The following is a 26726-nucleotide window of genomic DNA, read 5'->3' on the forward strand; positions in this document are numbered from 1 at the left end:
CGGGTTTGTTAATAAAGTAAGGAGTTTAAAACGCTATGGCTAAGGAGAAATTCGACAGGTCCAAACCACACTTAAACGTTGGTACTATCGGACACGTTGACCATGGAAAAACCACGCTAACGGCAGCAATCACCACTACGCTTGCAAAAGTATTGGGTGGAAAAAACAAAGCCGTAGCATACGACCAAATTGATAACGCGCCGGAAGAAAAGGCTCGTGGTATCACCATCGCAACTTCTCACCAAGAGTATGAGACTGCGAACCGTCACTACGCACACGTTGACTGCCCAGGCCACGCTGACTATGTTAAGAACATGATCACCGGTGCGGCTCAGATGGACGCAGCGATCCTAGTTGTTTCTGCAACTGATGGACCAATGCCTCAAACAAAAGAGCATATCCTACTCGCACGTCAGGTTGGTGTTCCTTACATCATCGTATTCATCAACAAAGCTGACATGCTTGCAGCTGACGAGCGTGAAGAAATGATCCAAATGGTTGAGATGGACGTTCGCGACCTTCTTAACAAATATAACTTCCCTGGCGACGATACTCCTATCGTTTACGGATCCGCTCTGAAAGCTCTCGAAGGAGACGAATCTGAGCTCGGAACTCAATCTATTGTTAAATTGATGGAAGCTCTGGACACTTACGTTCCAAATCCAAAACGTATCGTTGATAAACCTTTCCTAATGCCAGTAGAGGACGTATTCTCTATCACTGGTCGTGGAACTGTTGCAACTGGAAGAGTAGAGCAAGGAACCCTGAAGATCAACGACGAAGTCGAGATCGTAGGTATTCGCCCAACTACCAAGACTGTTGTTACTGGTATCGAAATGTTCCGTAAACTTTTAGATTCTGCTGAAGCAGGGGACAATATCGGTGCTCTTCTTCGTGGAACTAAGAAAGAGGACATCGAGAGAGGACAGGTTCTTGCTAAGCCAGGATCGATCACTCCTCACAGAAAGTTCAACGCGGAAGTTTACGTTCTTACCAAAGACGAAGGTGGACGTCACACTCCATTCTTCAATAACTACCGTCCACAGTTCTATTTTAGAACTACCGACATCACTGGCGTCTGTAACCTGCCTAACGGTATGGAAATGGTAATGCCTGGTGACAACGTTACTATGAGCATCGAGTTGATCCACCCGATCGCTATGGACAAAGGTCTTAAATTCGCGATCCGCGAAGGTGGAAAGACTATCGGTTCTGGCGTAGTGGCTGAGATCACCGAGTAAGAGAAAGGGAATGGCTGGCCAAAAGATCAGAGTAAAGCTTAAAGCTTTCGATCATAAGTTGATCGACCAATCAACTTACGAGATCGTTGCGACTGCCAAAAGGACCGGAGCTACTGTCTCCGGTCCGATTCCTCTTCCAACGAAGAAGGAAATATACACAGTCCTCCGTTCTCCTCACGTAAATAAAAAATCAAGAGAGCAGTTTGAGATGAAAACTCACAAACGGCTTATCGACATCCTGGACACCAACGAAGACACGGTGGAAGCATTAATGAAATTGCAACTACCAGCCGGTGTGTCCGTGGATATTAAATCCTAAGGGAAGAAGAAATGGCAAAGGGATTAATCGGTAAAAAGATAGGGATGTCCCAAATCTTCGACGAACAAGGAAATATCATTCCTGTAACCGTCTTAGAAGTAGGTCCCTGCGCAGTTTCCCAAGTCAAGTCCGCAGCAACGGACGGTTACGACGCGATTCAATTGGCTTTTCAGGATGATAAAGAAAAACACCTGACTAAAGCTGAGAAGGCTCATTTGGCGAAAGCCGGCCTTACTCCTAAAAGAGTGTTGAAGGAATTCCGCAATTTCGGCGATCAGCCTGCAGCTGGATCCGAGTTAAAGGCGCAAGACGTCTTTACAGTATCGGATGTAGTAAAAGTTACGGGAACTAGCAAAGGAAAGGGTTTCCAAGGTGTTATCAAAAGATACGGACACCATGGTGGACCAGGAGCTCACGGCTCTCGTTTCCATAGGCACCCGGGATCCATGGGATCCAACACCACTCCAGGTAGAGTGTTCAAAGGTCGCAAACTGCCAGGACGTACCGGTTTCGATACAAAGACGGTATTGAATCTAAAAGTAGTTCGTATCCACGAAGCTGAGAATTTGGTTTTTGTTAGCGGTTCCGTTCCAGGACCTGCAAATTCCATCATAACTATTGAGAAGATATAAAGTCCGGTAGAGTCATGAAAGCACAGAAGTACTCAAAAGAAGGAAAACTGCTCTCGGAAATCGAACTTCCTGCAGCGCTGTTCGAATCCAAATATAGCAGCGGCGCGATTTACGACGCCATTAAGGCGGAGAACGCGAACCTCCGTTCCGGGAATCATCATACGAAAACCCGTTCCGAAGTATCCGGTGGTGGTAAAAAGCCATGGTCCCAAAAGGGAACTGGCCGCGCTCGCCAAGGTTCTATCCGCGCTCCTCATTGGGTGGGTGGTGGTACCGTTCACGGACCTCGTAAGAGAAGTTATTCGTACAACGTTTCTCCGAAAGTAAAACGCAGAGCGGTTTTATCCGTATTGAACAAGAAAGCGCAAGACGCTGTCATCAAAGTAGTAGAGGATCTGGATCCAAAAGAATTCAGTACTAAGGCTTTCGCGACTCTATTCAATAATATCGGATTAAAGAATACCGGAGTGATCGGATTCCTGGTAGGGGGAGAGAACGAAGTTCTTAAGAAGTCAGTTCGCAACATCCCTACTGTGAAGTACATCAACTCTAAACGTATCGCAGTTCGTGATATTCTCTATAATAGAAATTTGGTAATCACCGAAGGAGCTTTGGGAGAGATCCTCAAGCATTACGGGGAAAGTAAATGAACCTGAACGAAGTAATCTTATCTCCGATCATTACTGAGAAGTCTCAAGATCTTGAGACTATCGGTGAAAAGACCGGTAAAAGAACCGTAAAGTATACCGTGGAGATCCATCCTAGAGCGAACAAAACTCTGGTGAAGGAAGCATTCCGCAAAATCTATAATGTAACTCCTTCTTCTGTAAACATCCAAGTTTACCGTGGAAAGGTGAAAAGATTCCGTCATTTGCCGGCTCCGAAAGCGCATTGGAAAAAAGCCATCGTGACTTTCCAAGACGGAGCGAGCATCGACTTCGGAAAGGAAGCATAAGAAATGGGAATTAAAAAGTTTAAACCCGTTACTTCCGCCAGCCGTTTCAAATCGGTACTCACATTCGATGAAATTACCGAGACAGAACCGTATCGCCCTTTAACGATCAGCTTAAATTACAAAGCAGGTCGCGGAGAAGGCGGAAAGATCGCAGTTCGCAGAAAAGGCGGAAGAGTAAAACGTAAATATCGTATCATCGACTTCAAACGTCGCAAAGTAGGAATTCCTGCTACCGTTAAGACTGTTGAATACGATCCATATCGTTCTGCGTTCATCTCTCTTATCAGCTACTCTGATGGGGAATACGCGTATATCCTGAACGCTGAAGGAATGAAAGTCGGAGATAAAATATCTTCCGGCGAAGGAGTGGAGATCAAGATCGGAAACGCACTTCCTCTCGGAAAGATCCCTCCAGGCACTAACGTGCATAACGTAGAGCTTAAGATCGGAAGAGGCGGACAGATCGCAAGAACCGCAGGATCCTTCGCTACTATTGCAGGTAGAGACGGAGAATACATTCTTCTCAAGCTTCCAAGCTCTGAAGTTCGTAAGGTTCACGAGAACTGCTACGCTACTATCGGAATTTGCAGTAATAAAGATCATAACCTGGTTTCTATCGGTAAGGCCGGAAGAAACAGATGGTTAGGAAAGCGCCCGAAAGTCAGAGGGGTCGTGATGAACCCTGTGGATCACCCGCATGGTGGTGGTGAGGGTCGTACTTCCGGAGGTCGTCACCCGGTGACTCCTTGGGGTATTCCTACAAAAGGTTATAAGACTCGTCGTAGGGCTAAGCCTTCCGACAAGTTCATCATCCAGAAGAGAAAGGGAAATAGGAGCAGGTAATCATCATGAGATCCTCTAAAAAAGGTCCGTTCATCGACAGTCACCTCATGAGCAAGGTGATCAAACTGAACTCTGAAAATCAAAAGAAACCCTTCAAGACCTGGTCTCGTAGAAGTACGATCTTCCCGGACATGATCGGTCACACCATCATGGTTCATAACGGGAACAAGTTCATTCCGGTTTACATCAATGACAATATGGTCGGACACAAGTTGGGAGAATTTGCTCCTACTCGTACTTACCGTGGTCATGGAAATACGGATAAGAAGGCGGCGAAGAAATAATGGAAGCCGTAGCGATAGCAAGATTCATTAGAATGTCTCCTCGTAAACTTCGTCTCGTCGCTGATGAGATCCGTGGTTACGAAGTAGCGGAAGCTTTGGACATTCTTAAATATACGAACAAGAGAGCGATCGAGCCTATCTTTAAACTGATCAAGTCCGCTTCTGCGAACGCGGTCGTGAAAAGTGAAAGCGCAGATCCAGGAAAAATGTTCATCAAGAAAATCCTCGTGGACGAAGGCCCAATCCTAAAACGCTTCCGTCCTCGTGCTCGCGGTAGAGCTGCAAGGATTCGTAAGAGAACCAGCCACGTAACAGTGGTAATTTCGGATTAATAGAGGAAATCATGGGACAGAAAGTTAACCCAATCGGACTTCGTATCGGAATTACCCGTGGATGGGATTCCATTTGGTTCTCTCAAGGAGATTACAAAAAGAATCTTCATGAAGATATCAGAATTCGTAGATTTATCCAAGGCCGTTTTAAAGAAGCTGGCGTAGTGAAAGTTGTAGTTGAGCGCTTCCCTGAGAAGATCAACGTTAACCTTCACACTGCTAAGCCTGGTGTTGTGATCGGTAAGAACGGAGCGAATATCGAAGCCGTTAAGAAAGTCCTCAAGACCATGACTGAGAAGCCTTTGAACCTTAACATTATCGAAGTTAAGAAGCCTGAGACTATCGCTCAATGCATTGCTGAGTCGATCGCGATCCAGATCCAAGAGCGTCAACCGTTCCGTCGTGTAATGAAGCAAGAGCTTCGTCGTGCGATGAGAGGTGGTGTAGAGGGAATCAAGATCCTGATCTCCGGACGTTTGAACGGAGCGGATATGGCTCGTCGCGAAGGTTATAGAGAAGGAAGAATCCCTCTTCATACTTTAAGAGCGAAAATCGATTTAGGATTCCGCGAAGCTAGCACTACTTTCGGACAGATCGGAGTGAAGGTTTGGACCTATACCGGTGACTTCATTAACAATAAAGAAGAATCCGAAGAAGATAAATACGCCGTTAAGAGAAGGACCAACTGATCGTCTTTGATGATCCACAGGTAAAAAACGATGTTATCACCTAAAAGAGTTAAGTTCAGAAAGAGACAAAGAGGAAGGCTGAAAGGAACCGACGAACGTGGTTCTAAAGTTTCCTTTGGCGAGTTCGGCCTAAAGGCCGTTACTTCCGGTCGCTTGACTGCAAGACAGATAGAAGCAGCAAGGATCACTATCAACCGCCAAGTAAAAAGAGGCGGGAAATTATGGATCAGGATTTTCCCTCATCTTCCTATTACCAAGAAACCTGCGGAAACTCGTATGGGTAAAGGTAAAGGAAACCCTGAGTTCTGGATCGCAGAGATCAGACCTGGTCGTGTTCTGTTCGAAATGAGCGGGATCGACGAGGCAACTGCTAAGAAGGCTTTGGATCTGGCAGCGTATAAACTTCCGGTCCAAACCGAATTCGTGAAGAGGTCCATGCTGTGAAAAAGATCAAACTCGCAGAATTGAAAGACGCTGAGATTTTAGCTCAGTTGGAAGACGCTCATAAGGTGATCCGTACGGCTCGCTTCCAATATGGAGTGGCTCGTTCTTTGGAAAACCCAAAGATCATCGCTAACGCGAAGAGAAAGATCGCTCGCCTTCTCACAATACAAAAAAACAGAGAGTTGGCGGCAAAACCGGGATCCACTAAGACCAAGCGCTATTCTAGAGCGACTCGTAAGTCTCAGGCTTTGGCTAAGATAAACGCTAACGCTAAGAAAGCTGCTAAGGCTAAGAATTGATTATGGAAACTGCAAAGAAGCATATAAAGAAATCCCTTCTTAGCGAAGGTAAAGTCGTAAGCACCGCTATGGATAAAACCTTAGTGATGATCGTGGAAACACGTAAGACTCACCCTAAGTTCAGGAAGATCGTTCGTAGAACCGTAAAAATGAAGGTTCATGACGAAAGAAATGAATGCCAAGTAGGAGACAAGATCCTCGCGATTGAAACTCGCCCTCTGTCTCGTGAAAAGCGTCACCGTCTATTTAAGATCGTAGAAAAGGCAAAGTAAGATGATCCAACAGGAAACCATCCTCCAAGTCGCCGATAACTCCGGAATTAAAAGAGTTATGTGTATCAAGGTCCTCGGAGGCTCTAAAAAACGTTACGCTTCCGTAGGAGACGAGATCATTGTCGCCGTTAAAGATGCACAGCCCGCTTACGGGTTGAAAGACTCTACGGGGAAGAAGGTCCATAACAAGGCCGTTCAACGCGCAGTAGTCGTTAGAACAAAGAAAGAGATCCGTCGTCCAGATGGTTCTTATATCAGATTCGATGATAACGCAGTAGCGATCATCGACGATAAGGGAAATCCGAAAGGAACTCGTATCTTTGGGCCAGTAGCTCGCGAACTTCGCGATAAGAAATACGCAAAAATTATCTCCCTAGCGCCGGAGGTTCTATAATGTCCAAGCTGACGTATCGGGGATCCGAATATACTAAATTCAAGTCCGTTCGTTTGCACAAAGATGACGAAGTCATTGTCATCGCAGGCAAAGAGAAAGGAAAAAAAGGCAAGATTCTCGTAATCGATAAGAAGAGAGATCGTGTCGTAGTCGAAGGACTGAACAAACGCAAACGTTTCTTAAGACCTACTCAGGAAAACCCGCAAGGCGGCGTCGTAGAAGTGGAAGCTCCTATGCATATTTCCAACGTAATGTTTTACGACTCCAAGAAGAAGAAAGGAGTTCGTGTAGGTTACCAAGAGAATAAAGGTAAAAAAGTCCGCGTTTCCAAGCCGGAAGGGAAAGAGATCTAAGCCATGGCAGCAAGACTGAGGGAAAAATACGGAAAAGAAATCGTTTCCGAACTTCAAAAGAAATACAACTTCAAGTCCATCATGCAGGTTCCTCGCTTAGAGAAAATCGTTCTAAACGTGGGAATGGGCGAGGCTCATACCAACCCTAAGGCATTGGAAGCAGCTGTAGAAGAGCTGGGACTTATCACTGGACAACGTCCTGTTAAGACTAAGGCGAAGAAATCCATTGCGGGATTCAAACTCCGCGAGGGAATGAGCCTCGGAACCACCGTTACTTTGCGTGGGAACTATATGTATGAGTTCTTGGATCGCTTAGTGAACGTTGCGCTTCCAAGGGTGCGTGACTTTAAAGGAGTTTCCGAGAAAGGCTTCGACGGACGCGGAAACTATAACTTCAGCATCAAAGAACAAATCATCTTCCCCGAGATCAAAGTGGATAAGATCAACACTATCTACGGAATGAACCTGACCTTCGTAACGAACACCAAGAGCGACGCAGAAGCTTATAGCTTGCTTGCGGCTTTCGGTATGCCGTTCCGGAACCTGAGATAAGGAGCCCGTAATCATGGCAAAGACCTCTTTAATCGAAAGACATAAGAAAAAAAAGAAATTCAAAGTACGGGTTCACAACCGTTGCCCTCTCTGCGGTCGCCCTCGCGGTTACCTAAGAAGATTTGACATGTGCAGAATTTGCTTCCGGAAGCTTGCTAGCCAAGCTCAAATCCCGGGAGTAGTTAAGGCATCTTGGTAAGGGAGGAGGATTAATTATAATGAGTCTATCTGATCCAATCGGCGATATGCTAACAAGAATTCGAAATGCAGGTCGTGCAAAACACGAGAGCTGTGTGATCCCAGGAAGCAAGATCAAACGTTCTATCCTGGAACTGATGAAAGAAGAAGGTTTTATAAACGGTTTCGAGCCGGTAACCAACGGAAGCTTTGAAGATTTCAAAGTAGCTCTGAAATACGACCTGACCAAAAGACCTGTGATCCGCGAGTTAGTTCGCGTTTCCAAACCTGGTCGTCGGGTTTATATGAAGAGCGAAGAGATCCGCCCATACAAAAACAATATGGGAACGATGATCCTTTCCACTTCCAAAGGAATAATGACCAGCAAGAAAGCACGGAAATTACGCGTAGGAGGAGAGGTGATCTGTAAACTCTCTTAAGAGTGAAAGAGAACTTGTAATTACCTATGTCCAGGATTGGAAAAGCAGAGATCAAACTTCCTGAGAAAGTGGAAGTAAAACAGGACAGCACCGTAATCAAGGTGAAAGGTCCTCTGGGAGAGTTACAAACTCCTATCTTCGCTGGGATTTCCCTAAAGAGCGAAGGTGGAGTCGTAAAACTAGAAAGATCTAGCGAAGAGCAAAACGTAGTAGCTCTTCATGGATTGACTCGCGCTCTCCTGATGAACAGTGTGAAGGGTGTGACCACAGGTTGGGAAAAGAACCTTGAGATCAACGGGGTCGGTTATCGTGCTGCAAAACGCGGTGAAGACTTAGTGATGAACTTGGGATTCTCTCACGAGGTTGTATACAAGACCCCGAAAGGGATCAAGATAGACGTGATCGAGCAAGTAAAGATCAAGATCACAGGGATCGACAAACAACTCGTAGGTCAAGTTGCAGCGGATATTCGCTCCAAGAAACCTCCTGAGCCTTATAAAGGTAAAGGAATTAAGTACAACGACGAATTCATTAAGAGAAAGGCCGGAAAAACCGGTAAGAAGTAGGCCATGATTAATAAACTGAAAAAAATCGCAGCCAAAAACAGGAGAGCGGAACGTTCTCGATTCAAACTCAGACAGTTTGGAGAACGCCCTCGTTTGATTTTCAATAAATCAAATCGTTATCTTTCCTGCCAGATCGTAGATGATTCCAAAGGAGTTACTCTGGTTGCTGCTTCTACCCTTGAGGAAACTTTCTCAGGCAAGAGCCGCAAAGACAAAGAAGCTGCTAAGGCTTTGGGAAAAGCGATCGGAGAGAGAGCCGCTTCTAAAGGTGTAAAAGTGGTAATGCTGGATCGTTCCGGAATGATCTACCACGGAAGAATCGCGGCTTTCGCGGATGCTGCTAGAGAAGCAGGATTGGAGTTCTAATAATGGCGTACGAGCAAGATCAAGAACAGAAAGAGTTTAACGAGAAGGTCGTAAAGATCGATCGCGTTGCTAAGGTTGTGAAGGGGGGACGTCGTTTCTCCTTTAACGCTCTGACAGTAGTCGGAGATTCCAAAGGTAAAGTAGGGATCGGATTCGGTAAAGCGAACGAGGTTCCTGATGCGATCCGTAAATCCATCGAATCCGCTAAGAAGAATCTTGTTAAGATCCAATTCAGAGGACATACCATTCCTCACGAAGTGATCGGAAAGTTTAAATCCGCAAGAGTCATCCTGAAGCCGTCTACTGCGGGAACCGGGATCATCGCCGGAGGATCGGTTCGTTCTGTTGTGGAAAAAGTAGGGATCCAAGACGTTCTCAGCAAATCCTGGGGCTCTTCGAATCCGGTAAACATCGTAAAGGCGACTCTGGACGCTCTCCAGCAGTTAGAGACTCCTGTTCTTGCCGCTCGCAAGAGAGGGATTAGCCTCGCTCGCCTCTTCGGAAACGACGTAGGATAATACAAATGGAAACCGTAATTGTTACTCAGATCAAAAGTAATATCGGAATCAAGAAAGGCCAGAGGTTAACTTTGGCTGCTTTGGGACTCCGCAAGACCGGACAACAAAGAAAGCATACTCTTACCCCTCAAGTGCAAGGAATGATCAATGATGTTCAGCACTTGGTTCGAGTGGATAAGGCCTAAGGAAAGGGAAGATGGCTAAAGAAAGAATTAAAACTGCTCTCGCATTCGGAAAAGAACGCGAAGAAAAGGCAAACAAGCCTGCAGGAAATACAATCCCAGTCCCTGCCGGTTCCACTAAGAACAAAAAGCGTCTCGGTCGCGGTATCGGTTCCAAAACCGGTAAGACCGGAGGTCGTGGTTCTAAAGGACAGTACGCTCGTAATACCGTTCGTAGAGGTTTCGAAGGTGGTCAGATGCCCATCCACAGAAGACTTCCGAAACGCGGCTTTACTTCTATTTTCCACAAGGACTTCTTCCCGATCAACCTGAGAGACCTGGAGAAAAGCGGATTGACCGGCAACATAGATGCCAAAATTATGGTTGAATCGAAGATTCTTGATAACGAGAGCACTCTTTTCAAGATTTTAGGTACCGGGGAAATCACTAAAGCCATCCACATCGTGGCAGACGGCTTTTCCGCTTCCGCTAAAGAGAAAATAGAGAAAGCGGGCGGTTCCGTCAAACTTCGTTCCGAAATTGCTTCCAAAGAGGCATAATCGGATCGTTTCGCCTTCGTTTGGTTGAATCGATTTTGTGTTAGCAGGAGGGACTCAAATGTTTGAGTCCCTTTTGCCCGAAAAAGGCCTTGAGGCCGTTAGGAAATAAGGACAGAGAATAAAGCCGCATGCTGACTTCGATTGCAAATATCTTCAAAATTCCAGAGTTAAGAAACAAGGTTTTCTTTACTCTTGGCATGCTTTTGCTTTTCCGTCTTGGAACTCATATTACCATCCCCGGTATCGATCCCAAGGTAGTTTCTGCAATCGCTCTAGATGCTAACGCTTCCGAAGGACTTGTCGGAATGTTCGACATGTTTGCCGGTGGAGCTCTTTTGAACTTTTCCATCTTCGCATTAGGGATCATGCCTTATATCTCTTCTTCCATCATTATGCAATTAGTGATGGTGCTTGTTCCTTCTTTGCAGAAGCTACAAAAAGAAGGCGAAGAAGGTCGTAAGAAGATCGGTCAGTACACTAAGTACGGAACCATTCTTCTTTGCGGTGTTCAGTCGTTGGCTGTGATCCGTTTGGCTCAACGTTGGTCTTACGGAGCGGACAATACTCCTGCTCTTCACCCGGGTTTGATCCACTCTTCCGTAGAGTCTTGGTTCTTCTTTATCGCATTACTTTCGATTACTACCGGGACCGTTCTTTTGATCTGGCTCGGAGAGCAGATCACTGAAAGAGGGATCGGTAACGGTATCTCTCTTTTGATCTTTGCCGGTATCGTAGGTCGTCTTCCTGTTTCGATCGCTCAGTTGTTCCGCGAGAATTTCGTAGACGGACTGAACATTATCATCCTTCTTCTCTTATTCATTCTTTTGATCTCCTTGACCGTTCTTCTTACCCAAGGAGTCCGCAAGGTGCCTCTGCAGTATGGAAAGCAGATGGTCGGAAGAAGAATGGTCCAAGCCAAGTCTCAAAGCATTCCTTTCAAAGTGAATGGCGCGAGCGTAATGCCGATCATCTTTGCTTCTTCTTTATTGCTCTTTCCGCAAACGATCATCCAGCAGATTGCCGAGCTTCCAAACTGGGCGGGTTGGGTTGTTCTATTGGATTATTTAAATCCATTCTCTCAGATTTGGTATCACGCAGCGTTTTACTTCTTCGTGTATATTGCTCTTATCGTATTCTTCGCATATTTCTATACTGCGATCCAATTCAATCCGACTGAGCTTGCTGAGAACCTTCGTAAGTATAACGGATTTATTCCAGGGATTCGCCCTGGTTCTCATACTAAGGAATATATCGAGAAGGTCTTGAACAGGATCACTCTTCCGGGCGCTGTTTTTCTCGCAGGCTTGGCTTTAGCTCCTTATATCATCATTCGTTTCTTGGACCTTGGAACTAACTCCGGTGGAGGATCCTTGGTTTATACTTTCGGTGGTACCTCTCTTTTGATCATGGTAGGGGTGGCTCTGGAAACTCTGAAACAATTGGAATCCCAACTTCTTATGAGAAACTATGACGGTTTCTTGAAGAAGTCCAAGATCAAAGGAAGGTCTTAAGAAAGTGAATTCTATCATTTTCATGGGGCCACCGGGTGCCGGAAAAGGAACCCAAGCTAAGATCCTTTGCGATACGTTAGGTATCCCTCAGATCTCTACGGGAGATATTCTTCGCGCAGCAGTGAAGAACGGAACTCCGATGGGACTGGAAGCAAAGAAGTTCATGGATGCCGGCGACTTGGTCCCGGATTCCGTTGTAATCGGTATTATTAAAGATCGTCTCGTAGAGCCTGATTGTAAGAACGGATTCCTTTTGGATGGATTTCCAAGGACCGTTGAACAAGCGGATGCTTTGGACAAGATCCTGAGCGGAGAAGGGGTTAAGATCAAGAGAGCGATCAATTTAGAAGTTCCTGATGCGGAGCTTCTGGAGCGTTTATTGAAACGCGCGGAGATCGAAGGACGTTCCGACGACAATGAGACTACCATCAAGAGTCGTTTGGAAACGTATAACAAAAAGACTCTTCCGCTATTGGACTATTATTCTGCGAAAGGAAATCTCTCTCGTGTAAACGGAGTAGGGAACCTGGAGCAAGTCACAGAACTCATAAAGAAGGAGTTAGCTTAACTTGGCAAAAGAAGATGCAATCACCGTGGACGGTACCGTTCTGGAACCTCTTCCAAACGCAATGTTCCGCGTTGAGCTGGAAAACGGGCACAAGGTTTTGGCTCATATTTCCGGCAAAATGAGAATGCATTATATCCGAATTCTTCCGGGAGATAAAGTCACCGTGGAGCTTTCTCCTTATGATTTGACCAAGGGTAGAATTACCTACCGCAAAAAATAGGACAACGTTATGAAAGTAAGAACATCCGTTAAAAAGATCTGCACTAGCTGCAAAGTTATCAGAAGAAAAGGTGTGATCAGAGTGATCTGCACTAACCCTAAACACAAGCAAAGGCAAGCATAATCATGGCTCGTATCGCAGGTATCGATCTTCCCAGAGAGAAAAGAATCGTAGTCGGTCTGACCTATATTTATGGGATTGGCCGATCCACTTCTCGTAAACTTCTCGCGAAAGCAGGAGTTCCTGAAGCGGTAAGAGTAAAGGATCTTTCCGATACTCAAGAAGCTGCTATCAGAAAGGCGATTGAAGAAAGCATCAAGGTAGAAGGAGATCTTCGCTCCGAAAACCAACTGAACATCAAGAGATTGATGGATATCGGATGCTATAGAGGCCTGCGTCATAGAAAAGGTCTTCCGGTTCGCGGTCAAAGAACCAGAACCAACGCCCGTACTCGTAAGGGTGTCAAGAAGACCGTTGCCAATAAGAAGAAGGTGACTAAGTAATCATGGCAGAAGATAAGAAAGGCAAAAAAGAGAAAAAGGTTAAAAAGAAGGAGAAGAAGGTCGTACCTCGCGGTAAGGTCTATATCACTGCTTCTTTTAACAACACGATTATCACCATCACTGACCTTGCTGGAAACACTCTAGCATGGTCCACTGCGGGAGCAATGGGATTCCGCGGATCCAAAAAGTCCACTCCATATGCGGCTCAGATCGCAGCGGGGAACGCAGCCGAGAAGGCGATCGATTCCACTGGACTTGCGGAAGTAGACGTTCTCGTTTCCGGTCCGGGGATCGGACGCGAATCTGCGATCCGTTCCTTAGTAGCACGCGGACTTTCCATTAAAATGATCAAGGACATTACTCCATTACCGCATAACGGTTGTCGTCCTCGTAAAAGAAGAAGGGTTTAAGGTAGGAATAATATGGCAAGATATAGAGGACCTGTCGTTAAACTAATGAGGAGAGAAGGTGTTAACCTTTACCTCAAATCCAGTTTTACTTTCAATAGAGATAAGTTCCATAAAAAGGGACCTCCTGGTATGCAACCTAAAAGGAAACCGAAAGTTTCCGAGTACGGTTCTCAGCTTCGTGAAAAGCAAAAGCTGAAAAGAGCGTACGGACTGTTAGAGAAACAATTCCGTAGCCTTTATGAAGAAGCATCTCACGCTCACGGTGTAACCGGTGAGATCCTTCTTCAGCTTTTGGAAAGAAGATTGGATAACGTTGTGTATCGTTTAGGTTTCGCAGTGACTAGACGTCAGGCGAGAAACTTCATCGCTCATAATCATATTCTTGTGAACGGCGAGAAAGTGGATATTCCATCTTTCCGTTTGAAAGTAGGCGATAAGATCGAGATCAAACCTAAATTCAGGACTTCTGGATTTATTACTCAGAACATCCAGTTGGCTCAATCTCTGAATAATATTCCTTCTTGGGTGTCTTCCGATTTCATTCAGTTCTCGGGAGAAATTCTGTCTTTGCCGGAGCGTCATCATGTCGACATTCCAGTAAAAGAGCAGGTGATCGTGGAGTTGTACTCCAAGTAATTTATTGGGAAGGGTTTTCCAGTGTCTCTAAAAAGCTTACTCAAAGGATTTAAACGTCCCAAAAAGATCGAATTTACGACCGAAGCGAATACTCCGAATTACGGAAAATTCGTAGCGGAACCTTTCGAGCGCGGTTTTGCGACCACGATCGGAAACTCTCTTCGTAGAACTCTCATGTCCTCGATTGAAGGTGCGGCTATCTCCGCGATCCGCATCGAAGGAGTGAATCACGAGTTCTCTTATATCGAAGGAGTTGCCGAAGACGTTACTCGTATTATTCTGAACCTCAAACAAGTTCGTATCAAATACGAGCCTGAGGACAAGGATCAAAGCAAAGTAATCCATCTGGAACTCAAAGGCGCTGGTTATTTCAGAGCCGGAGACTTGGCTGTGGATTCTTCCATCGAGATCATGAATCCGGATCTTCATATCGCAACTCTGAACGAAGATGCGAATCTGGTCCTGGATCTGGAGATCCAAAGAGGAAGAGGATACGTTCCTGCTGAAGATAAGAAGAAGGATATCGAAGTTCTGGGAACGATCCCGATCGACTCTATCTTCTCTCCTGTTCAAAAAGTCATTTTCGAGATCTCCGAGACCCGCGTGGCTCAAAGATCCGACTACGAGAAATTGACTCTGGAAGTATGGACTGACGGATCTATTTCTCCTGAGGATGCAGTTGCGCAAGCGGCTAAGATCCTGAAAGAGCACCTTACGGTATTCATCAACTTCGAAGAAGAGCTAGAGGAAGAAGAAGACGAGTTAGACGAAGCTGACGAGAAATTGAAAGCTTCCCTTTCCAAGCATGTGGAAGAACTCGAACTTTCTGTTCGTTCCTTAAACGTTCTACGTAGCTTGGAAATCGACTTCGTAGGAGACCTTGTTAAGAGATCCGAAGAAGAGATGTCCAAATCCAAACATTATAGCGAGCAAGGTCTCGCAGAACTGAAGTCCAAGCTTGCTGGTTTGGGTCTTTCGTTCGGAATGAGAGATTTCTAATATGAATAAGAGAAATAAAGTAAAACATCTCAACCGCGAAAAAGGCCATAGAGATGCGTTGATCAATAACATGATCACCAGCCTTTTCAAGTATGAGAGAATCGAATCTACTCAAGCTAAATTGAAAGTGGTTCGTTCTCACGCGGAAAAGATCATCACTAGAGCTAAGAGAAACTTGGCTACCGATATTGCTCCTGCTGTTGCTCTTCATAACAAACGTGAAGTTTTGAAAAGAGTAAAAGATCGTAATATCGTTACTAAGCTTTTCGAAGATATCGCAGTTCGTTATGCAAGCATCAACGGTGGATACACTCGTATCTTGAAGAAGGTAAATCGTCCTTCTGATAACTCTGAAGTCGGGATCCTGGAATTAACTACCAGAAAAGATCGTCCTACTCTCTTGAAAGAGATCAGAGATAAGAGAGAGGAAGTTTCCGATGCTAAGAAAGCTAAGTCTGCGGCTCCAGCTCCGGAGAAAAAAGAAAAGGCTCCTAAGAAAGTAGCCGCTCCGAAAGCGAAGCCGGTGAAGAAAGCAGCAGCTGCTCCTAAAAAACCAGCTAAGAAGAAGACTGCAGCAAAACCTAAGAAAAAATAATATAAATTCCCCTTAGAGATGGGTGAATATGGACCCCGGTGTTGGAAACGGCATCGGGGTTTTTTATTTATGAGGTTGTTTTAGGGTTCTTACGTTAGTTGTAATTAACTGGCTCTTACTATACCGGCGCGAAGATAGGCGAGCCCGATTAGAGCGAGAATTGCCAATACCGGGACAGTGATCATAAAATTGCCAGGCCCTTCATGGGTAAAGAGCACGAATACGCGTGTTTCTTTTGCGTCTGGACCCACGATGGCCTCTCTCTTGAACCCTAGATTGACAAGCTGCTCGAGCAGTGGGCTTGCAATCTCTCTAAAGGCTCCCGAAGGGCGTTCCGCCGGCGGACATTTTGGCTCATCCTCAAAACCGACGAAGACAACTGCTTGCCCGTCGGTCAGAGCGGAATAGGAAAACGTTTTTTCAGTATACGAATAATCACAACGCCATTCTCCGTTTGTCAAACGGATCCAGGGAACATTGTCGGATTGTAAGATCGCTTCGTTGATGGTTAAATCTACGGGAGCTTTCGGCCAGTTGATCCAGCGAATTCCCGTCCAAACGGCGTATGCACTAAAGCCCAAGAATATCAGGGCTCCTAATATAACTTTAGTCCAGTTGTTCTGTAACATGCAATGAAAGAACACATGCTAAAATTAGAGTCAATCGACTAAGAGATTTTTTGGAATGAACACTACAAAATTTGATATAAACTCTTCTAAAAGGGCCTCGTTGTTTACAGGCTTTAAAAGCCTTTCGCTTTCAAAAATTCGTCCAGTTTTCCTACGAGAACACTTTCACCATCTAGTTCTTTTGCTTTTTCCAGAATCGAGCGCGCGTCCTCAAACTTATTCAAGAGGCGATAATTGTCTGAAAGATTGATGAGATTTGCGAGTCTATGCGGTTGAGTTTTACGTACATTCTCGGCGGCGTCTGCGGCACGCTTGTAGTCTTTTAAATGCTTATAGCATAGGGATAATAAGAACCAAATATTCTGGGATTCCGGATCCAAGTTCAAATAGCGTTCCAGCCATTTGGATGCTTTCGAAAACTCTTTTCTATCGTAATATATCTGTCCGAGCAATCTTGCCGATTCCTTAAAATTAGGAGCAAGACTCCAGGAGGTCTCTAACAGCTCAGCGGCAATCGCAAATTCTTTCTTAGAAAGATGATGCTTGGCTTCATTATATTTTTCGATTGCGTTCGTGTATTTCGGATGTTCCGGATCTATGACTTCCTTATATCCGATCCGAATTAAAGAAAGATCGTCCGCGATCATTCCTACTGAATGCAATTTATCGGCGATCTTGTCCAAATCTCCTTCAGCTTCTTCCACTATGCGAACGAATAGATTCTCGTCTTCGTTCATTCTCCAATTAGATCCGTCATTCGAGATATTGATATCGTCCCTTCCGTCAGAACCTAAGAAGATCACATCTCCAGGCTGCAGATTGGATTCGTGCACTTTCAAATTTGCACCGAAAGGAGAACCTAACTTCCATGAAGAAAGTTCTGCAGCTAGGAAAGAAGATGTTCCGTCCCTAAATAGGACAGGCCAAGGATGTTCGGCGTTCAAGATCAGGATCCTTCCTGTCTTATCGTTTACCAGGCCAAAAATTGCTGAGGCCATCATGGTCCCGTCAAAGGTCCGAAAGATATCGTCTAACTCTCTATGTGTCTGTAGCATCCAAGCTTCGGGAGAAGCCTCGATCACTCTTCCGTGGCTCGCGGAGCGGGTCATGATATTATTCACTGCTGTCCCAAGTACAATTGCTCCTCCTGCACCTTGCAAGGATTTGCCCATCGCATCCCCATTCAAGAAGAAGGTCCATTTTTCCTTCTCTTTCCCGAATAGAAGATTTCCGCTGATGCAGATGTCTCCGCCGAGCTCCGATTCTCTGTTTTTGAAAGTGAACTTCTTCTTTTGTTCTATATAGAATAGCGTGCTTACATCCTGTGAGGTGTTCCAGTTTGTCGTTAGTGGTTTACTCAAAAGAGAAGTGAGATAATAATCCCCATCCTGCTGCACTTTGAGAGCCTGGATCTCTTCCATTCTCTTGGTGACTTCTATCGTTCTTTCGTCGACCTTCTGCTCTAAGGTGTTCGCGTATTCTTCTTCTACCGCTCCGATCTTGCGGAAGATCAGGATCACGCTTTGAGTAATATAGGATACTACCGCTAAGAACACTAACTTTAAGGACTGCTCTGAAATGGACGCATATCCTGGTGAGATGACTTTGAGTTCATCTTCGGTGAACTCTACGCCTCGGAAGATCGTATTTAGGATCACGAGCCCTTGCCCGACTACGCTGAATATTCCGGAGAGTTTTGCAACTGTGGGAGATAATAATAATACTGAATATACGATGAAGATCATGTTGATCGCATATAGGATGATCTGGCGGATGACTCCGGAGGCCATATTCCTGTCCGTCCAAGAGGCTACGAGCATGACTATGGATAAGATGGTAATATCGGCAAGCACGGAAACTTTGCCCACCATTGCGGGTATCTTTCCATATTTCTTATTACAGTAATGATTATAGTATGCGTATCCGAGCATCGAGCCTGTGCCGATCAAATACGCTGCATTTTGGACTGCTGAACTCTGGGTCCAAGCGGCTGCCAAGGAGAGCAGGAATAATCCCGCTAAACCGAATCGGATCCGATTGATCGTTAGTGGACCAGAGGCTATGATCCTCTCGGTGATGAGTTCCTTTTTTTCTTCCATCCCTTATCGGCCTCTTTTGGAAATCGTCTTTAGTCCGTCCCAAAACTTAGGTCATCGACAAGCATTTAGTTTTGGGCTGCAAGAGCGGACCTTTCAGCCGACTCTTAATGCATTTGGATTAATGAATATATTTTCTAACGTATCATCCACAAATTTTTTACAAAATTGGAATGTCTTATCAAAATATAAACTCAAGCATTACTACTTGAGACGAAGAAATATAAGAGAAAAGTAAGTAATCATTTTGAAAACGATCTGGTAATTTCGCACAATATTTTATTGTTCGGTCGGATATCCTGAATACGTCATCTTTCCTGTAAAATAGATCGGGCTTTTCTTATCCGTGTTCAGCCTTTGGTTCAATCCTGCCTGTAGAGTCTGCAATATTTGGTTATCAAACGAAATCCCTTGGCCATCCACAAGCAAAGCATAATGTATTGAATCGTTTGTATCTTCATCCTGATCCAGATCGTCCCAGACCAATGCAATCATTCCGGATCCGGTATCTCTGCTTCGGTCATCGATTACTATCGCTTCGTTTGTATCTTGGTTCAAAGAAGAAGGAATGAGCTTGTTATAGATCTTTTTTTCGGTGATGAGGATCGTATCGGTCTTACTGAAATGAGGAGGAAGATAGATCTCAGTAGGGGCTTCGGAATTTCTTCCTTTCCAAACTAAGAATAGGAATCTTTGGTCTCCGAAATACTTGGTCCCGGTATCTGTGGTTCGTATGGCAGCCCACTTGAATACGTTGTTCCATGTATCATAACCGATTGCATTGTAATGAGAACTCATCACTCTCCCTTGGGATCGTCGGAAATACGCTCTCTGGATCACATGATAATCTACATTGAAATTGGCTCCATAATTTCCCACTACTGAGAAGTCTTCGTCGTTCCAGGCGTCCTTTGTGGTAAGCAACTTGGACGTGTTCCCGTTCATGTATTCTTTATGATTGTTGTAGTAATAGTCCCAATGCCATTGAGTTCCGGAAACGACCGGATTATAGAGATCTGCGAATCTTGTTTTAGTGCTTTGGGCTTTGTCGGAGATTTCCATTGCCTGATAGACCGCGTTGATCATTCTTGGAGTGTCCTTTGCTCCCGTTCCTTTCAGCCACATTCCAAATTCACTTAAGAAAACCGGAATATTCAAGAAGCGGGCTTCGGTGCGTATATCGTCCAAATATTTGAAATAGGTAGCGTTGTCTATACCTGTGAGATCCGTTCCCATTCTCCCCGCATCATAGAAGTGGGAATTAAATACAAATCCTGGCCCTGGTTGGGAGAGCAGATGTCCCCCGCCCGTTGCAGGAGCAATTGCCGCACCAACGTTAGTATTCCAGAATACTAGCGGTTCAGCAAAGACCCATTTATTCTCCCATCCGTTTTGGTTCAGTATGTCCCGTATTTTATAATGAAAGGGCCAGAGCTTTTGATTATCCCATTGTGCGGGAGTCAGCCCTTCCATTCCCCCATCCACCGGTTCGTTGAACGGATCTAGGCCTACAATATAATCGAATTCTTGATCGCTTAGACTAGACTTAATATATGCTGCAGCCTTGCCGACCTGCCAGAGATATTCGGTTTGCATATAACGAGTTCCAGCCGAAGTGGATAGGCTTGCATTATTCCAAAAATTGCGAAAGGCCCTGCGGATCGCTTCGTTAGTTAGATTATTTTGGCTCCAATTCGCACAAACGATGCCGCAATACTCGGAAGGATATGAGCCTCCGGAGATGATCCAAGAAGGAGCTCCGTTTCCAGTGTACCATGAGCTCTTATTAAATAGATTTCTGGAGAATAGATCTTGGTGATAGTCTATGAGGACATACATTCTCTTGGAGATGGCTTTTCTCATCTGCGCGATGATCGCATCCAAATAGGCATAGTTGATCGTATCTACTGCAGTATGAACTCCTTCCCAAGCAATCGTGAATCGAATTAAATTAGAACCATTCGTTTTTGCTAATCTTGAAAAACCGATATCGGCATCCGTATCGTTAGCAAAAGGCTTAAACCCATGTTGCGCGAGCTTCGCATTGCCGGAGATATTAAAACCTCTAAAACCGATCTCTCTGCCAAGGCCATCCAAGAAGACCTTGTCCACAGTCCCGTTATAGTTCTTATCACCGGTAAAGATTTTTCGCTCCAGATCTGAGTTCGCATAATCGAGGGAATGAATGATCGAAGGATCGGTAGAGAATGCATGAAATTGGACTTGGGGCCCGTTTTTGGCAGAATGTGAAGTAAGAAGCTCAAAGATAGGACTGGAATCCTGATTTTGACTCGGGCTACATGCGCCGATTATAAGTAAAAGAAAGTAAGTGATATATATTTGTATTCTCTTCATCGGCGGAAAGAATATGCAAATTCTTTTATATGCCAAGCGTTAAATAAAGATTTGTACCAAAGCGAATGGAAAAGAAGGGCTTTATATTTTGTTCGATATAAAATAATAAGAAACGAATTAAGTTTTATGAAAGTGATTTATAATGATTCATATTTACGTAAACTTATTTTAGACTTAGATTCAGCATAGGAAGGGATGATCAGTATAGGGATATCTTTCATACGTGGGATCGATTCTTTGCCGAAGTTCCCACAAGAAAGTTCGAGGAAATTTTTTCTTGCAGGGAAGTGGAATTTGAGATATGGAGGATTTTGTTGAAAGCGCCCGGGGGTACCACCGCTTCGCTCCGGCCCCCACCCAATGAGGGTGGGGCCTCCCCTCGGCTAGCGGTTCTTCTCCGCTTGTTTGGAATACTTTCTCTGATAAACAAAACGGATCGCCTCTGCTTCCAACCAAGGAACAGGTTTTCCGCCGCCAAGGATCCTGGATTCTACAAAGGCCTTGCTTGCTTTTTCCAATACCATGCAAACGGCATGAGCATCATCCAAGCTCTTATGAGCGCAAAGTGCGCCTGCGTCTTTTACGTAGACGGCATTCCTTCTGCTGATCGCAGAGATCATTTTCTTGAGAGACTTGGGATCATTGGAATTAGAGACGACTTTTGCGTTCGGTCCTACGATTTGAGCCATATCATCTAAGTAAGGACGAACAGTTTCACCCGCCATAGAGCATGTTTGTACATTCTCTTGGGTAGAATGAAAGATAACGCTGAATTCCGGTCTGGCTAAATACAAGGATAGATGCTTTACGGCTTCGTCAGGGACATCTTTTGGAAAGACCTGGTTTTCTATTAAAGGAATTTCTAATAGAGAGTTTTTGGATTTCTTTCCGATCGCGTTTAGGTCGGCCTTCTTCGGAGTGATCCAAATGCTTTTACCGATCTTGACACTTGCACATCCGTTCTTCGTTAATATCCCTTCCTTTACTAATTGGGGAAGGAACTTTTGGAGTTCAAGAGGGCTGTCTGGAGACTTCATGCGCTTTTCTCCAAAGAATAATTTTTAAGATACCAAGCCCGGATCGATTCCCGATCTCCTTTTTTGGAACCGGAAATACGGATGAATTCCTTCTCAATGAATGCTTGGCAGGCTCTTTCTAATTCCAGTGCAACTTGAAACGCATCTTCCATGTCCTTGCCTACGCACAGGGTTCCGTGGTTTGCAAGAAGCACTGCCTTACTTCCCGATTTGTCAAGGGCTTCGATCGCCATGCGAATGAGCTTCTTGGTTCCTGGCAGGGAATAGTCCGTACAGAGAACGGGGCCTCCGATGATCTTCTTCATCTGGGAATTTAAGACAGGCACATCCTTTCTCGCTGCAGCTACTACGGCGGCTTGCAATTGATGAGTATGGATGACTGCACCTATATTAGAACGAAGAGCATAAGCGGCCGCATGTAATCCTTTTTCATAGGAAGGTTTGATCTTTCCTATATGGGTCAGGTCGTGACGATTAACCTGCACGATCTCTTCTGGAGTCAGATCGTCATACGTTCGTCCGGTCGGAGTGATCGCGAAGGTATCCTCATCTATTCTCTGGCTGATATTTCCCCAAGTACGCGCGATCAGTCCCGATCTTAATAGTCGGATCCCGGTATCTCTTACGATCTTCTTTGCTTTATCCAGTTCCATGTTCTCTTCTCCGATCTTCGGGTTTACACTACGCCTTCTACTTTTTGGAAGACTCTTTCGAATCTCTTCAATGCGTCATCTATGACTGCATCTGTGTCCGCCGCGCTAGTATACAAACGGCTTCCTGCGAGAGTAACGATCCCTTCTGCCATATAGGCTGCTCCCATTTCTTCCATTGCTTTCTTGCGAAGATGAGCTTCTTTGATCGTGGACTTGATCTTCCAGAATTTCTTAATATCGATCTCTAAGAGCATGGTCCCGACTGTTTCCAAGTGACAAATGGATCCTTGGTTGAAGGCTACGAACGGTAGATTATACTTCTTTATCAGTTTTTGTAAACCGGCGGTGATCCGATCTCCCGCTCTTCCCGCTTTTTCGCAGGCCTTTTGCTTCTCGATCTCGAGAAGAGTATAATACCCTGCTGCGGAGCTGAGAGGGTTGGCAGCCATGGTCCCGCCTATTAGTGCCTTCTTCACACCGGTTTGCAGGCCTGCGGAGAGATACTTCATGTATTCCTTCTTCCCTCCAAGTCCTCCGGCGGAAGGGTAGCCTCCAGCTACAACTTTTCCGAAAACGGTCAAGTCAGGGGTGACTCCATAATACCCTTGGGCTCCACTCAGACCTATGCGGAATGCGGTAACTACTTCATCAAAAATCAGTAATGCTCCATATTTATCGCAAAGTTCTCTGACTCCTTTATTGAAGTCGAAATCAAGAGGACGAGTCCCACTTTCCGGACCTATAGGCTCGATAATGACTGCGGCCGTGCCACCTCTCCAACGATTTCTCTTTAAGGTTTTTTCGAGAGCGTTTAGATCGTTCGGGTAGAACTCTTGGGTGTATTTGAAAACATGTTTCGGGATCCCATGAGACTCGAAATGTCTTGTGCCGGGAAGTCTAAGTCCGTAAGCGAGTTGGTCGCTCCAACCGTGATATGCTCCGCCCATTTTCACTACGTTTTTCTTTTTAGTAGCAAGCCTTGCCACGCGAATAGAAGCCATACACGCTTCCGTTCCGGATCCTAACATCCGAAACATTTGCACGGAAGGCATATGCTCAACAATCTTCTCCGCAAGTTTGAGCTCATATTCATGAAAGAGGCCAGTAACGGGGCCGGTGCTTTCCAAAAGTTCGATCACCTTTTTACGCACGCTCAAAGGATTACTTCCTAAAACGGTGGGGCCTCCCGCTTGTAGGAAATCTATGTATTTGTTCCCGTCTAGATCGTGAAGATAGGCACCTGCAGCCTTGGTGAAGACCAAAGGGAAGGGATAATTGAACGCTAGGTTATGCTGTACTCCGCCTGGAATGTACTCGGAAGCCTCGGCGATCATCACCTTGGATTTCGTGCACTTCTTCTCATAATACTCCTTCAGATATTTCTCCATTTCGAGAGGCTTAATGGAGCGTATTGGCTGATGGATCAGATCATGGAGTTGTCTATAAACATCTTGAACATCTGGGTATTTGGTCATGGAGAAGCCGGTTGACATGCGCTTTTTCCTTAGGGTCGGGAATTTAGATTGACAGTGAGTGAATACTCACTCACTGTCAACTAGAAAATCTCCAAAAGAAGAAAGGGCGGAAATTTTCCGTCGTTTCCGGGGAGATTGCCCCTGCAATGACGGTATATAGGCAAGAACTGTGACAGAATTTACTCCTTCTAAATACAATAGGGAAACTTTTGATAAGATCCCCGAGGAAAAAAGGACTCGGATCTTGTCCGTGGCAATTGCGGAATTCGCAAATCGCGGGTTCAATAATGCAAACACCAATATCATCGCGAAGAAGGCTGGGATCAGCGTAGGTTCTCTCTACAAATACTTCGATACCAAAGAGGATTTCTTTCTCACTGCAGTAGGATATGGGATCCATCAATTGGAAAAAACCTTAGAAGAAGTCTTGAACGACGACAACGATCTGTTCGGAAAGATCGAAAGCATTCTTAGGATCATCCAAAAACATTCCAGAGAGAATCAGGATATAGTCCGCTTATACAACGAGATCACTGCGGAGGGGAATTCGGATCTGATCCGAGGACTTTCTTCGGAGTTGGAAAGTATTTCCGCAAAAGTATATACTTCTTTGATTGCGGAGGCCAAGAAATCAGGAGTTGTGGGGAAGGAAGTAGACGAGAAGATCTTTGCCTTCTGTATCGACAATCTGTTTATGATCCTTCAATTCTCGTATGCCACTGAATATTATAAAGAAAGAATGAGTATCTATCTGGGTAAGGATATGGATGACGACGAGAAGATCGTAAGAGGGATCTTATCGTTCATTCGTCGGGCTTTGGAGAGGGGATAGTTTAAAAGAATATATTTAGAATCGAATATTCCGATTCCAAGGATAAGGGAAATATCTTAGAAATACATCTCAGATCAATTTCTGATCCTTCTCGGATTAGAAAGGATTTCGTCCAGAAAATCGGGCTCTCTCTTGATCCTGGATCCGGATGGTTCTGGCTCGCTTTTCTTTTTAGGTTTTTCCGTTCCTATCTTTTCGATAAAACGTTTCTCTAATTTGCCGAAGAGCCCGTTCTCCATTCTGACCTGGATATAGGTCTCCGTTTCTTCTACAATGATGCCGATGACTATTTTTCCGCTCTTTAGATGGATATATTTTAGTTCTCCCGGCGAGAGCGTAACGGGAGAGAGCAGTAAGATGAGTACGAGTATTCTCCCGAGATCCTTCATACTCGGAAGATGATTTTCGTAAGGCCGAGAGGCAAGAACTATTTCGTGGAGAATTCTAAGCGCTTCATGATCCCGAATTCCAAAACGGAAGTCTTGCTACGTGAGGTAATACTCTGGGCAGCCTTCTCTATTAGGAAATTCTGAAGGATTACTTGGTCCGGCGGAGAAGACCCATTCCCGAGTGAGCTATACGCATCTTGAGAATAATTGTTTATACTATACTTCCATTCGTACGTCTGAAATCCGGTCCAAAAGGAAATTGTAGGAGTATATTGGAACACCAATCGATACGAAAATTGGAATCCTTTTGCTTTTAATGCGACCGGTTGAGATAGGAGTTCTAAGGCATTCCCGCTTGCATTCGTCAGATTCGCCATGGTTACGACCACGCTTCCGTTTTGATTCCCGCTTAAGTTCAGATCGTTGAACTCGAATCTGTTCTCCCATCTCTCTCCCATGCGAACCGTTGCTTTGAGTCCGACCGAAAGTCCTTTTAAATTTTCTGAGAATGTTTGGTTATAGTTCGCGACGAAATCGAGGCCACTCGGTCCGGTCCCGGTTACAGAAGAATTCGGATCTTCCGATTTGGACCAGAAGTATTGGTATCCTATCGTCGGTCTCAGATCGAATCTAAGATTCGTGAAAGCCAAGAAAGATAGATCTCCTTTTAAAGAGCTTTGTTTATCCGGATAGGTTCCTGTAATTTCCACCGTATCACTTCCGTAATTTGTGGTCCTATGAAATCCGCTGCTCTGCACTTTCATTCCGCTTAGTCCGGCGGAGAATCTTTTCCAAGTATAATTAGCTCCATACACTTCAGACGGTAAAGCATGCACTGTAGGAGCAGCAACATTGGTGGGACCTCCTCCTGCAAGAACTCCTATAACGCCTTGAACCTGACTCGGCAAATCGGCGGCACTGGGCAGGTATCTTCCGAGTCCTGCCGCGAAGTAGAGCTCCAGATCGTGCCTCTTCGCTTGATCGATATAATATGGGCTTTCCGTGGGGGTGGTTATGGCTGCCGTAGTGGTAGGTAGTACAGGAGCTATTTCCGGTGTGGGTTCAGGATTCGGTTCGACGATTTGCTTTGCCTTTTCCTCTGCTTCTTTCTTTTCCCTGGCGGTAGGTTCCTTAAAGCTAATTCTTTGTATTTCAGATTTATTTAATTTAAGGATCTTTCCATCTTCCATTCGGATCTGCATGGTGATTGCAGTCTGCTGGATGACCTCTCCCCTTAGGATCTGGCCATTGCGCAAGTAAACAGTTTGTAACTCCGCCATGAGTCCTAAAAAGGGGAGAAGGAGGAGCAATACGATAGTCGTTCGTTTCAAAACGGAAGAAGGCATTGCGCAAATCGCATCATGTGCCCAAAATATCTCAATAATTTATTTAAGAAATAATAATAAAATTTGTTCTAATAG

General features: G+C 45.0%; 40 protein-coding genes. 32 read left to right on the top strand and 8 right to left on the bottom strand.

From position 1 onward, the window contains the following. Positions 1-35 precede the first annotated feature (35 nt). From tuf to rplQ, 31 genes are all read left to right on the top strand, one after another. Positions 36-1241, top strand: coding sequence for an elongation factor Tu (gene tuf, locus EHO57_RS14555; protein WP_135645991.1), 1206 nt, complete (start codon positions 36-38; stop codon positions 1239-1241). Positions 1242-1251: 10 nt separating this feature from the next. Beyond that, complete coding sequence (gene rpsJ, locus EHO57_RS14560; protein ID WP_008593919.1) at positions 1252-1560, top strand: 30S ribosomal protein S10; 309 nt, start codon at positions 1252-1254, stop codon at positions 1558-1560. Between the two features lie 11 nt (positions 1561-1571). Next, positions 1572-2192: a 50S ribosomal protein L3 gene (gene rplC, locus EHO57_RS14565; RefSeq protein WP_135645990.1), complete on the top strand. Its 621-nt coding sequence runs from the start codon at positions 1572-1574 to the stop codon at positions 2190-2192. 14 nt (positions 2193-2206) lie between these two features. Then, entirely contained in the window at positions 2207-2842 is a 636-nt protein-coding gene (gene rplD / locus EHO57_RS14570; protein ID WP_135645989.1) for a 50S ribosomal protein L4, read from the top strand. After that, entirely contained in the window at positions 2839-3147 is a 309-nt protein-coding gene (locus EHO57_RS14575) for a 50S ribosomal protein L23 (protein WP_135585914.1), read from the top strand. The genes rplD and EHO57_RS14575 overlap by 4 nt, the downstream gene beginning before the upstream one ends. Before the next feature lie 3 nt (positions 3148-3150). After that, positions 3151-3990, top strand: a complete 840-nt coding sequence (gene rplB, locus EHO57_RS14580; protein ID WP_135645988.1) for a 50S ribosomal protein L2 — start codon at positions 3151-3153, stop codon at positions 3988-3990. Between the two features lie 2 nt (positions 3991-3992). Beyond that, positions 3993-4274: a 30S ribosomal protein S19 gene (rpsS, locus tag EHO57_RS14585; protein ID WP_135585918.1), complete on the top strand. Its 282-nt coding sequence runs from the start codon at positions 3993-3995 to the stop codon at positions 4272-4274. After that, the gene (gene rplV, locus EHO57_RS14590) at positions 4274-4606 is read left to right on the top strand and encodes a 50S ribosomal protein L22 (protein ID WP_135585920.1); all 333 of its coding nucleotides are present in this window, start codon (positions 4274-4276) and stop codon (positions 4604-4606) included. Before rpsS ends, rplV begins: the two co-directional genes overlap by 1 nt. 11 nt (positions 4607-4617) lie before the next feature. Next, a complete protein-coding gene (gene rpsC, locus EHO57_RS14595) occupies positions 4618-5295 on the top strand; it encodes a 30S ribosomal protein S3 (protein WP_008594250.1) in 678 nt (225 codons plus the stop codon). Positions 5296-5325: 30 nt separating this feature from the next. Beyond that, complete coding sequence (gene rplP / locus EHO57_RS14600; protein ID WP_135645987.1) at positions 5326-5739, top strand: 50S ribosomal protein L16; 414 nt, start codon at positions 5326-5328, stop codon at positions 5737-5739. Beyond that, complete coding sequence (gene rpmC / locus EHO57_RS14605) at positions 5736-6038, top strand: 50S ribosomal protein L29 (protein WP_135645986.1); 303 nt, start codon at positions 5736-5738, stop codon at positions 6036-6038. The genes rplP and rpmC overlap by 4 nt, the downstream gene beginning before the upstream one ends. Positions 6039-6040: 2 nt before the next feature. Next, complete coding sequence (gene rpsQ / locus EHO57_RS14610) at positions 6041-6310, top strand: 30S ribosomal protein S17 (protein ID WP_135645985.1); 270 nt, start codon at positions 6041-6043, stop codon at positions 6308-6310. A gap of 1 nt (position 6311) precedes the next feature. Beyond that, positions 6312-6704: a 50S ribosomal protein L14 gene (rplN, locus tag EHO57_RS14615; protein WP_008596038.1), complete on the top strand. Its 393-nt coding sequence runs from the start codon at positions 6312-6314 to the stop codon at positions 6702-6704. Beyond that, a complete protein-coding gene (gene rplX / locus EHO57_RS14620; protein ID WP_135645984.1) occupies positions 6704-7057 on the top strand; it encodes a 50S ribosomal protein L24 in 354 nt (117 codons plus the stop codon). Before rplN ends, rplX begins: the two co-directional genes overlap by 1 nt. Positions 7058-7060: 3 nt before the next feature. After that, positions 7061-7609 (top strand): 50S ribosomal protein L5, encoded by a 549-nt coding sequence (gene rplE / locus EHO57_RS14625; protein ID WP_135645983.1) that lies wholly within the window; start codon positions 7061-7063, stop codon positions 7607-7609. A gap of 13 nt (positions 7610-7622) precedes the next feature. Continuing rightward, on the top strand, positions 7623-7808 hold the full coding sequence (locus tag EHO57_RS14630) for a type Z 30S ribosomal protein S14 (RefSeq protein WP_010513640.1): 186 nt from the start codon (positions 7623-7625) through the stop codon (positions 7806-7808). A gap of 19 nt (positions 7809-7827) precedes the next feature. Further along, positions 7828-8226: a 30S ribosomal protein S8 gene (gene rpsH / locus EHO57_RS14635; RefSeq protein WP_135645982.1), complete on the top strand. Its 399-nt coding sequence runs from the start codon at positions 7828-7830 to the stop codon at positions 8224-8226. 26 nt (positions 8227-8252) lie between these two features. Further along, positions 8253-8792, top strand: a complete 540-nt coding sequence (rplF, locus tag EHO57_RS14640) for a 50S ribosomal protein L6 (protein ID WP_135645981.1) — start codon at positions 8253-8255, stop codon at positions 8790-8792. 3 nt (positions 8793-8795) lie between these two features. Beyond that, on the top strand, positions 8796-9158 hold the full coding sequence (gene rplR, locus EHO57_RS14645) for a 50S ribosomal protein L18 (RefSeq protein WP_135645980.1): 363 nt from the start codon (positions 8796-8798) through the stop codon (positions 9156-9158). A 2-nt stretch (positions 9159-9160) separates the two neighbouring features. Then, on the top strand, positions 9161-9676 hold the full coding sequence (rpsE, locus tag EHO57_RS14650) for a 30S ribosomal protein S5 (protein ID WP_135645979.1): 516 nt from the start codon (positions 9161-9163) through the stop codon (positions 9674-9676). A gap of 5 nt (positions 9677-9681) precedes the next feature. Beyond that, positions 9682-9861, top strand: coding sequence for a 50S ribosomal protein L30 (rpmD, locus tag EHO57_RS14655; protein WP_135645978.1), 180 nt, complete (start codon positions 9682-9684; stop codon positions 9859-9861). 11 nt (positions 9862-9872) lie between these two features. Next, positions 9873-10397, top strand: coding sequence for a 50S ribosomal protein L15 (rplO, locus tag EHO57_RS14660; protein ID WP_135645977.1), 525 nt, complete (start codon positions 9873-9875; stop codon positions 10395-10397). A 128-nt stretch (positions 10398-10525) separates the two neighbouring features. Beyond that, positions 10526-11908, top strand: a complete 1383-nt coding sequence (gene secY / locus EHO57_RS14665; RefSeq protein WP_135645976.1) for a preprotein translocase subunit SecY — start codon at positions 10526-10528, stop codon at positions 11906-11908. Between the two features lie 4 nt (positions 11909-11912). After that, positions 11913-12476, top strand: a complete 564-nt coding sequence (locus tag EHO57_RS14670) for an adenylate kinase (protein ID WP_135645975.1) — start codon at positions 11913-11915, stop codon at positions 12474-12476. 1 nt (position 12477) lies between these two features. After that, on the top strand, positions 12478-12696 hold the full coding sequence (infA, locus tag EHO57_RS14675) for a translation initiation factor IF-1 (protein WP_008595303.1): 219 nt from the start codon (positions 12478-12480) through the stop codon (positions 12694-12696). A gap of 9 nt (positions 12697-12705) precedes the next feature. After that, the gene (gene rpmJ, locus EHO57_RS14680) at positions 12706-12819 is read left to right on the top strand and encodes a 50S ribosomal protein L36 (RefSeq protein WP_008594142.1); all 114 of its coding nucleotides are present in this window, start codon (positions 12706-12708) and stop codon (positions 12817-12819) included. A 2-nt stretch (positions 12820-12821) separates the two neighbouring features. Beyond that, the gene (gene rpsM, locus EHO57_RS14685) at positions 12822-13199 is read left to right on the top strand and encodes a 30S ribosomal protein S13 (protein WP_135645974.1); all 378 of its coding nucleotides are present in this window, start codon (positions 12822-12824) and stop codon (positions 13197-13199) included. A 2-nt stretch (positions 13200-13201) separates the two neighbouring features. After that, a complete protein-coding gene (gene rpsK / locus EHO57_RS14690) occupies positions 13202-13609 on the top strand; it encodes a 30S ribosomal protein S11 (RefSeq protein WP_135645973.1) in 408 nt (135 codons plus the stop codon). Between the two features lie 12 nt (positions 13610-13621). Then, entirely contained in the window at positions 13622-14245 is a 624-nt protein-coding gene (gene rpsD, locus EHO57_RS14695; RefSeq protein WP_020770429.1) for a 30S ribosomal protein S4, read from the top strand. 21 nt (positions 14246-14266) lie between these two features. Continuing rightward, entirely contained in the window at positions 14267-15244 is a 978-nt protein-coding gene (locus tag EHO57_RS14700; RefSeq protein WP_135585953.1) for a DNA-directed RNA polymerase subunit alpha, read from the top strand. Between the two features lies 1 nt (position 15245). Continuing rightward, on the top strand, positions 15246-15839 hold the full coding sequence (rplQ, locus tag EHO57_RS14705) for a 50S ribosomal protein L17 (RefSeq protein ID WP_135645972.1): 594 nt from the start codon (positions 15246-15248) through the stop codon (positions 15837-15839). 104 nt (positions 15840-15943) lie between these two features. On the opposite strand, the gene EHO57_RS14710 is transcribed toward rplQ, so the two are convergent. From EHO57_RS14710 to EHO57_RS14735, 6 genes are all read right to left on the bottom strand, one after another. Beyond that, the gene (locus tag EHO57_RS14710; RefSeq protein WP_135645971.1) at positions 15944-16468 is read right to left on the bottom strand and encodes a hypothetical protein; all 525 of its coding nucleotides are present in this window, start codon (positions 16466-16468) and stop codon (positions 15944-15946) included. Positions 16469-16581: 113 nt separating this feature from the next. Next, positions 16582-18567, bottom strand: a complete 1986-nt coding sequence (locus EHO57_RS14715; protein ID WP_135645970.1) for a PP2C family protein-serine/threonine phosphatase — start codon at positions 18565-18567, stop codon at positions 16582-16584. Between the two features lie 276 nt (positions 18568-18843). Beyond that, positions 18844-20919, bottom strand: coding sequence for a glycoside hydrolase family 5 protein (locus EHO57_RS14720; RefSeq protein ID WP_135645969.1), 2076 nt, complete (start codon positions 20917-20919; stop codon positions 18844-18846). A gap of 383 nt (positions 20920-21302) precedes the next feature. Then, complete coding sequence (locus EHO57_RS14725) at positions 21303-21956, bottom strand: class II aldolase/adducin family protein (protein WP_135645968.1); 654 nt, start codon at positions 21954-21956, stop codon at positions 21303-21305. After that, positions 21953-22609, bottom strand: coding sequence for a class II aldolase/adducin family protein (locus EHO57_RS14730; RefSeq protein ID WP_135645967.1), 657 nt, complete (start codon positions 22607-22609; stop codon positions 21953-21955). The genes EHO57_RS14725 and EHO57_RS14730 overlap by 4 nt, the downstream gene beginning before the upstream one ends. Positions 22610-22632: 23 nt before the next feature. Beyond that, entirely contained in the window at positions 22633-24102 is a 1470-nt protein-coding gene (locus EHO57_RS14735) for an aspartate aminotransferase family protein (protein ID WP_135645966.1), read from the bottom strand. A gap of 151 nt (positions 24103-24253) precedes the next feature. Between EHO57_RS14735 and EHO57_RS14740 the strand changes: the two genes are divergently transcribed. Then, positions 24254-24916: a TetR/AcrR family transcriptional regulator gene (locus tag EHO57_RS14740; RefSeq protein WP_135645965.1), complete on the top strand. Its 663-nt coding sequence runs from the start codon at positions 24254-24256 to the stop codon at positions 24914-24916. Positions 24917-24990: 74 nt separating this feature from the next. On the opposite strand, the gene EHO57_RS14745 is transcribed toward EHO57_RS14740, so the two are convergent. Next, the gene (locus EHO57_RS14745) at positions 24991-25305 is read right to left on the bottom strand and encodes a hypothetical protein (protein ID WP_135645964.1); all 315 of its coding nucleotides are present in this window, start codon (positions 25303-25305) and stop codon (positions 24991-24993) included. A gap of 38 nt (positions 25306-25343) precedes the next feature. Continuing rightward, the gene (locus EHO57_RS14750) at positions 25344-26651 is read right to left on the bottom strand and encodes an LA_0442/LA_0875 N-terminal domain-containing protein (RefSeq protein ID WP_135645963.1); all 1308 of its coding nucleotides are present in this window, start codon (positions 26649-26651) and stop codon (positions 25344-25346) included. Positions 26652-26726 lie beyond the last annotated feature (75 nt).

The sequence above is a fragment of the Leptospira langatensis genome (assembly GCF_004770615.1).
Lineage (GTDB): Bacteria > Spirochaetota > Leptospiria > Leptospirales > Leptospiraceae > Leptospira_B > Leptospira_B langatensis.

Excerpts from the sequence above, each read along its gene's own strand:
- tuf (WP_135645991.1), top strand. The coding sequence starts at position 36 with ATGGCTAAGGAGAAATTCGACAGGTCCAAACCACACTTAAACGTTGGT.
- rpsJ (WP_008593919.1), top strand. The coding sequence starts at position 1,252 with ATGGCTGGCCAAAAGATCAGAGTAAAGCTTAAAGCTTTCGATCATAAG.
- rplC (WP_135645990.1), top strand. The coding sequence starts at position 1,572 with ATGGCAAAGGGATTAATCGGTAAAAAGATAGGGATGTCCCAAATCTTC.
- rplD (WP_135645989.1), top strand. The coding sequence starts at position 2,207 with ATGAAAGCACAGAAGTACTCAAAAGAAGGAAAACTGCTCTCGGAAATC.
- EHO57_RS14575 (WP_135585914.1), top strand. The coding sequence starts at position 2,839 with ATGAACCTGAACGAAGTAATCTTATCTCCGATCATTACTGAGAAGTCT.
- rplB (WP_135645988.1), top strand. The coding sequence starts at position 3,151 with ATGGGAATTAAAAAGTTTAAACCCGTTACTTCCGCCAGCCGTTTCAAA.
- rplV (WP_135585920.1), top strand. The coding sequence starts at position 4,274 with ATGGAAGCCGTAGCGATAGCAAGATTCATTAGAATGTCTCCTCGTAAA.
- rpsC (WP_008594250.1), top strand. The coding sequence starts at position 4,618 with ATGGGACAGAAAGTTAACCCAATCGGACTTCGTATCGGAATTACCCGT.
- rplP (WP_135645987.1), top strand. The coding sequence starts at position 5,326 with ATGTTATCACCTAAAAGAGTTAAGTTCAGAAAGAGACAAAGAGGAAGG.
- rpsQ (WP_135645985.1), top strand. The coding sequence starts at position 6,041 with ATGGAAACTGCAAAGAAGCATATAAAGAAATCCCTTCTTAGCGAAGGT.
- rplN (WP_008596038.1), top strand. The coding sequence starts at position 6,312 with ATGATCCAACAGGAAACCATCCTCCAAGTCGCCGATAACTCCGGAATT.
- rplX (WP_135645984.1), top strand. The coding sequence starts at position 6,704 with ATGTCCAAGCTGACGTATCGGGGATCCGAATATACTAAATTCAAGTCC.
- rplE (WP_135645983.1), top strand. The coding sequence starts at position 7,061 with ATGGCAGCAAGACTGAGGGAAAAATACGGAAAAGAAATCGTTTCCGAA.
- EHO57_RS14630 (WP_010513640.1), top strand. The coding sequence starts at position 7,623 with ATGGCAAAGACCTCTTTAATCGAAAGACATAAGAAAAAAAAGAAATTC.
- rpsH (WP_135645982.1), top strand. The coding sequence starts at position 7,828 with ATGAGTCTATCTGATCCAATCGGCGATATGCTAACAAGAATTCGAAAT.
- rplF (WP_135645981.1), top strand. The coding sequence starts at position 8,253 with ATGTCCAGGATTGGAAAAGCAGAGATCAAACTTCCTGAGAAAGTGGAA.
- rplR (WP_135645980.1), top strand. The coding sequence starts at position 8,796 with ATGATTAATAAACTGAAAAAAATCGCAGCCAAAAACAGGAGAGCGGAA.
- rpsE (WP_135645979.1), top strand. The coding sequence starts at position 9,161 with ATGGCGTACGAGCAAGATCAAGAACAGAAAGAGTTTAACGAGAAGGTC.
- rpmD (WP_135645978.1), top strand. The coding sequence starts at position 9,682 with ATGGAAACCGTAATTGTTACTCAGATCAAAAGTAATATCGGAATCAAG.
- rplO (WP_135645977.1), top strand. The coding sequence starts at position 9,873 with ATGGCTAAAGAAAGAATTAAAACTGCTCTCGCATTCGGAAAAGAACGC.
- secY (WP_135645976.1), top strand. The coding sequence starts at position 10,526 with ATGCTGACTTCGATTGCAAATATCTTCAAAATTCCAGAGTTAAGAAAC.
- rpmJ (WP_008594142.1), top strand. The coding sequence starts at position 12,706 with ATGAAAGTAAGAACATCCGTTAAAAAGATCTGCACTAGCTGCAAAGTT.
- rpsM (WP_135645974.1), top strand. The coding sequence starts at position 12,822 with ATGGCTCGTATCGCAGGTATCGATCTTCCCAGAGAGAAAAGAATCGTA.
- rpsK (WP_135645973.1), top strand. The coding sequence starts at position 13,202 with ATGGCAGAAGATAAGAAAGGCAAAAAAGAGAAAAAGGTTAAAAAGAAG.
- rpsD (WP_020770429.1), top strand. The coding sequence starts at position 13,622 with ATGGCAAGATATAGAGGACCTGTCGTTAAACTAATGAGGAGAGAAGGT.
- rplQ (WP_135645972.1), top strand. The coding sequence starts at position 15,246 with ATGAATAAGAGAAATAAAGTAAAACATCTCAACCGCGAAAAAGGCCAT.
- EHO57_RS14710 (WP_135645971.1), bottom strand. The coding sequence starts at position 16,468 with ATGTTACAGAACAACTGGACTAAAGTTATATTAGGAGCCCTGATATTC.
- EHO57_RS14715 (WP_135645970.1), bottom strand. The coding sequence starts at position 18,567 with ATGGAAGAAAAAAAGGAACTCATCACCGAGAGGATCATAGCCTCTGGT.
- EHO57_RS14720 (WP_135645969.1), bottom strand. The coding sequence starts at position 20,919 with ATGAAGAGAATACAAATATATATCACTTACTTTCTTTTACTTATAATC.
- EHO57_RS14725 (WP_135645968.1), bottom strand. The coding sequence starts at position 21,956 with ATGAAGTCTCCAGACAGCCCTCTTGAACTCCAAAAGTTCCTTCCCCAA.
- EHO57_RS14730 (WP_135645967.1), bottom strand. The coding sequence starts at position 22,609 with ATGGAACTGGATAAAGCAAAGAAGATCGTAAGAGATACCGGGATCCGA.
- EHO57_RS14735 (WP_135645966.1), bottom strand. The coding sequence starts at position 24,102 with ATGTCAACCGGCTTCTCCATGACCAAATACCCAGATGTTCAAGATGTT.
- EHO57_RS14745 (WP_135645964.1), bottom strand. The coding sequence starts at position 25,305 with ATGAAGGATCTCGGGAGAATACTCGTACTCATCTTACTGCTCTCTCCC.
- EHO57_RS14750 (WP_135645963.1), bottom strand. The coding sequence starts at position 26,651 with ATGCCTTCTTCCGTTTTGAAACGAACGACTATCGTATTGCTCCTCCTT.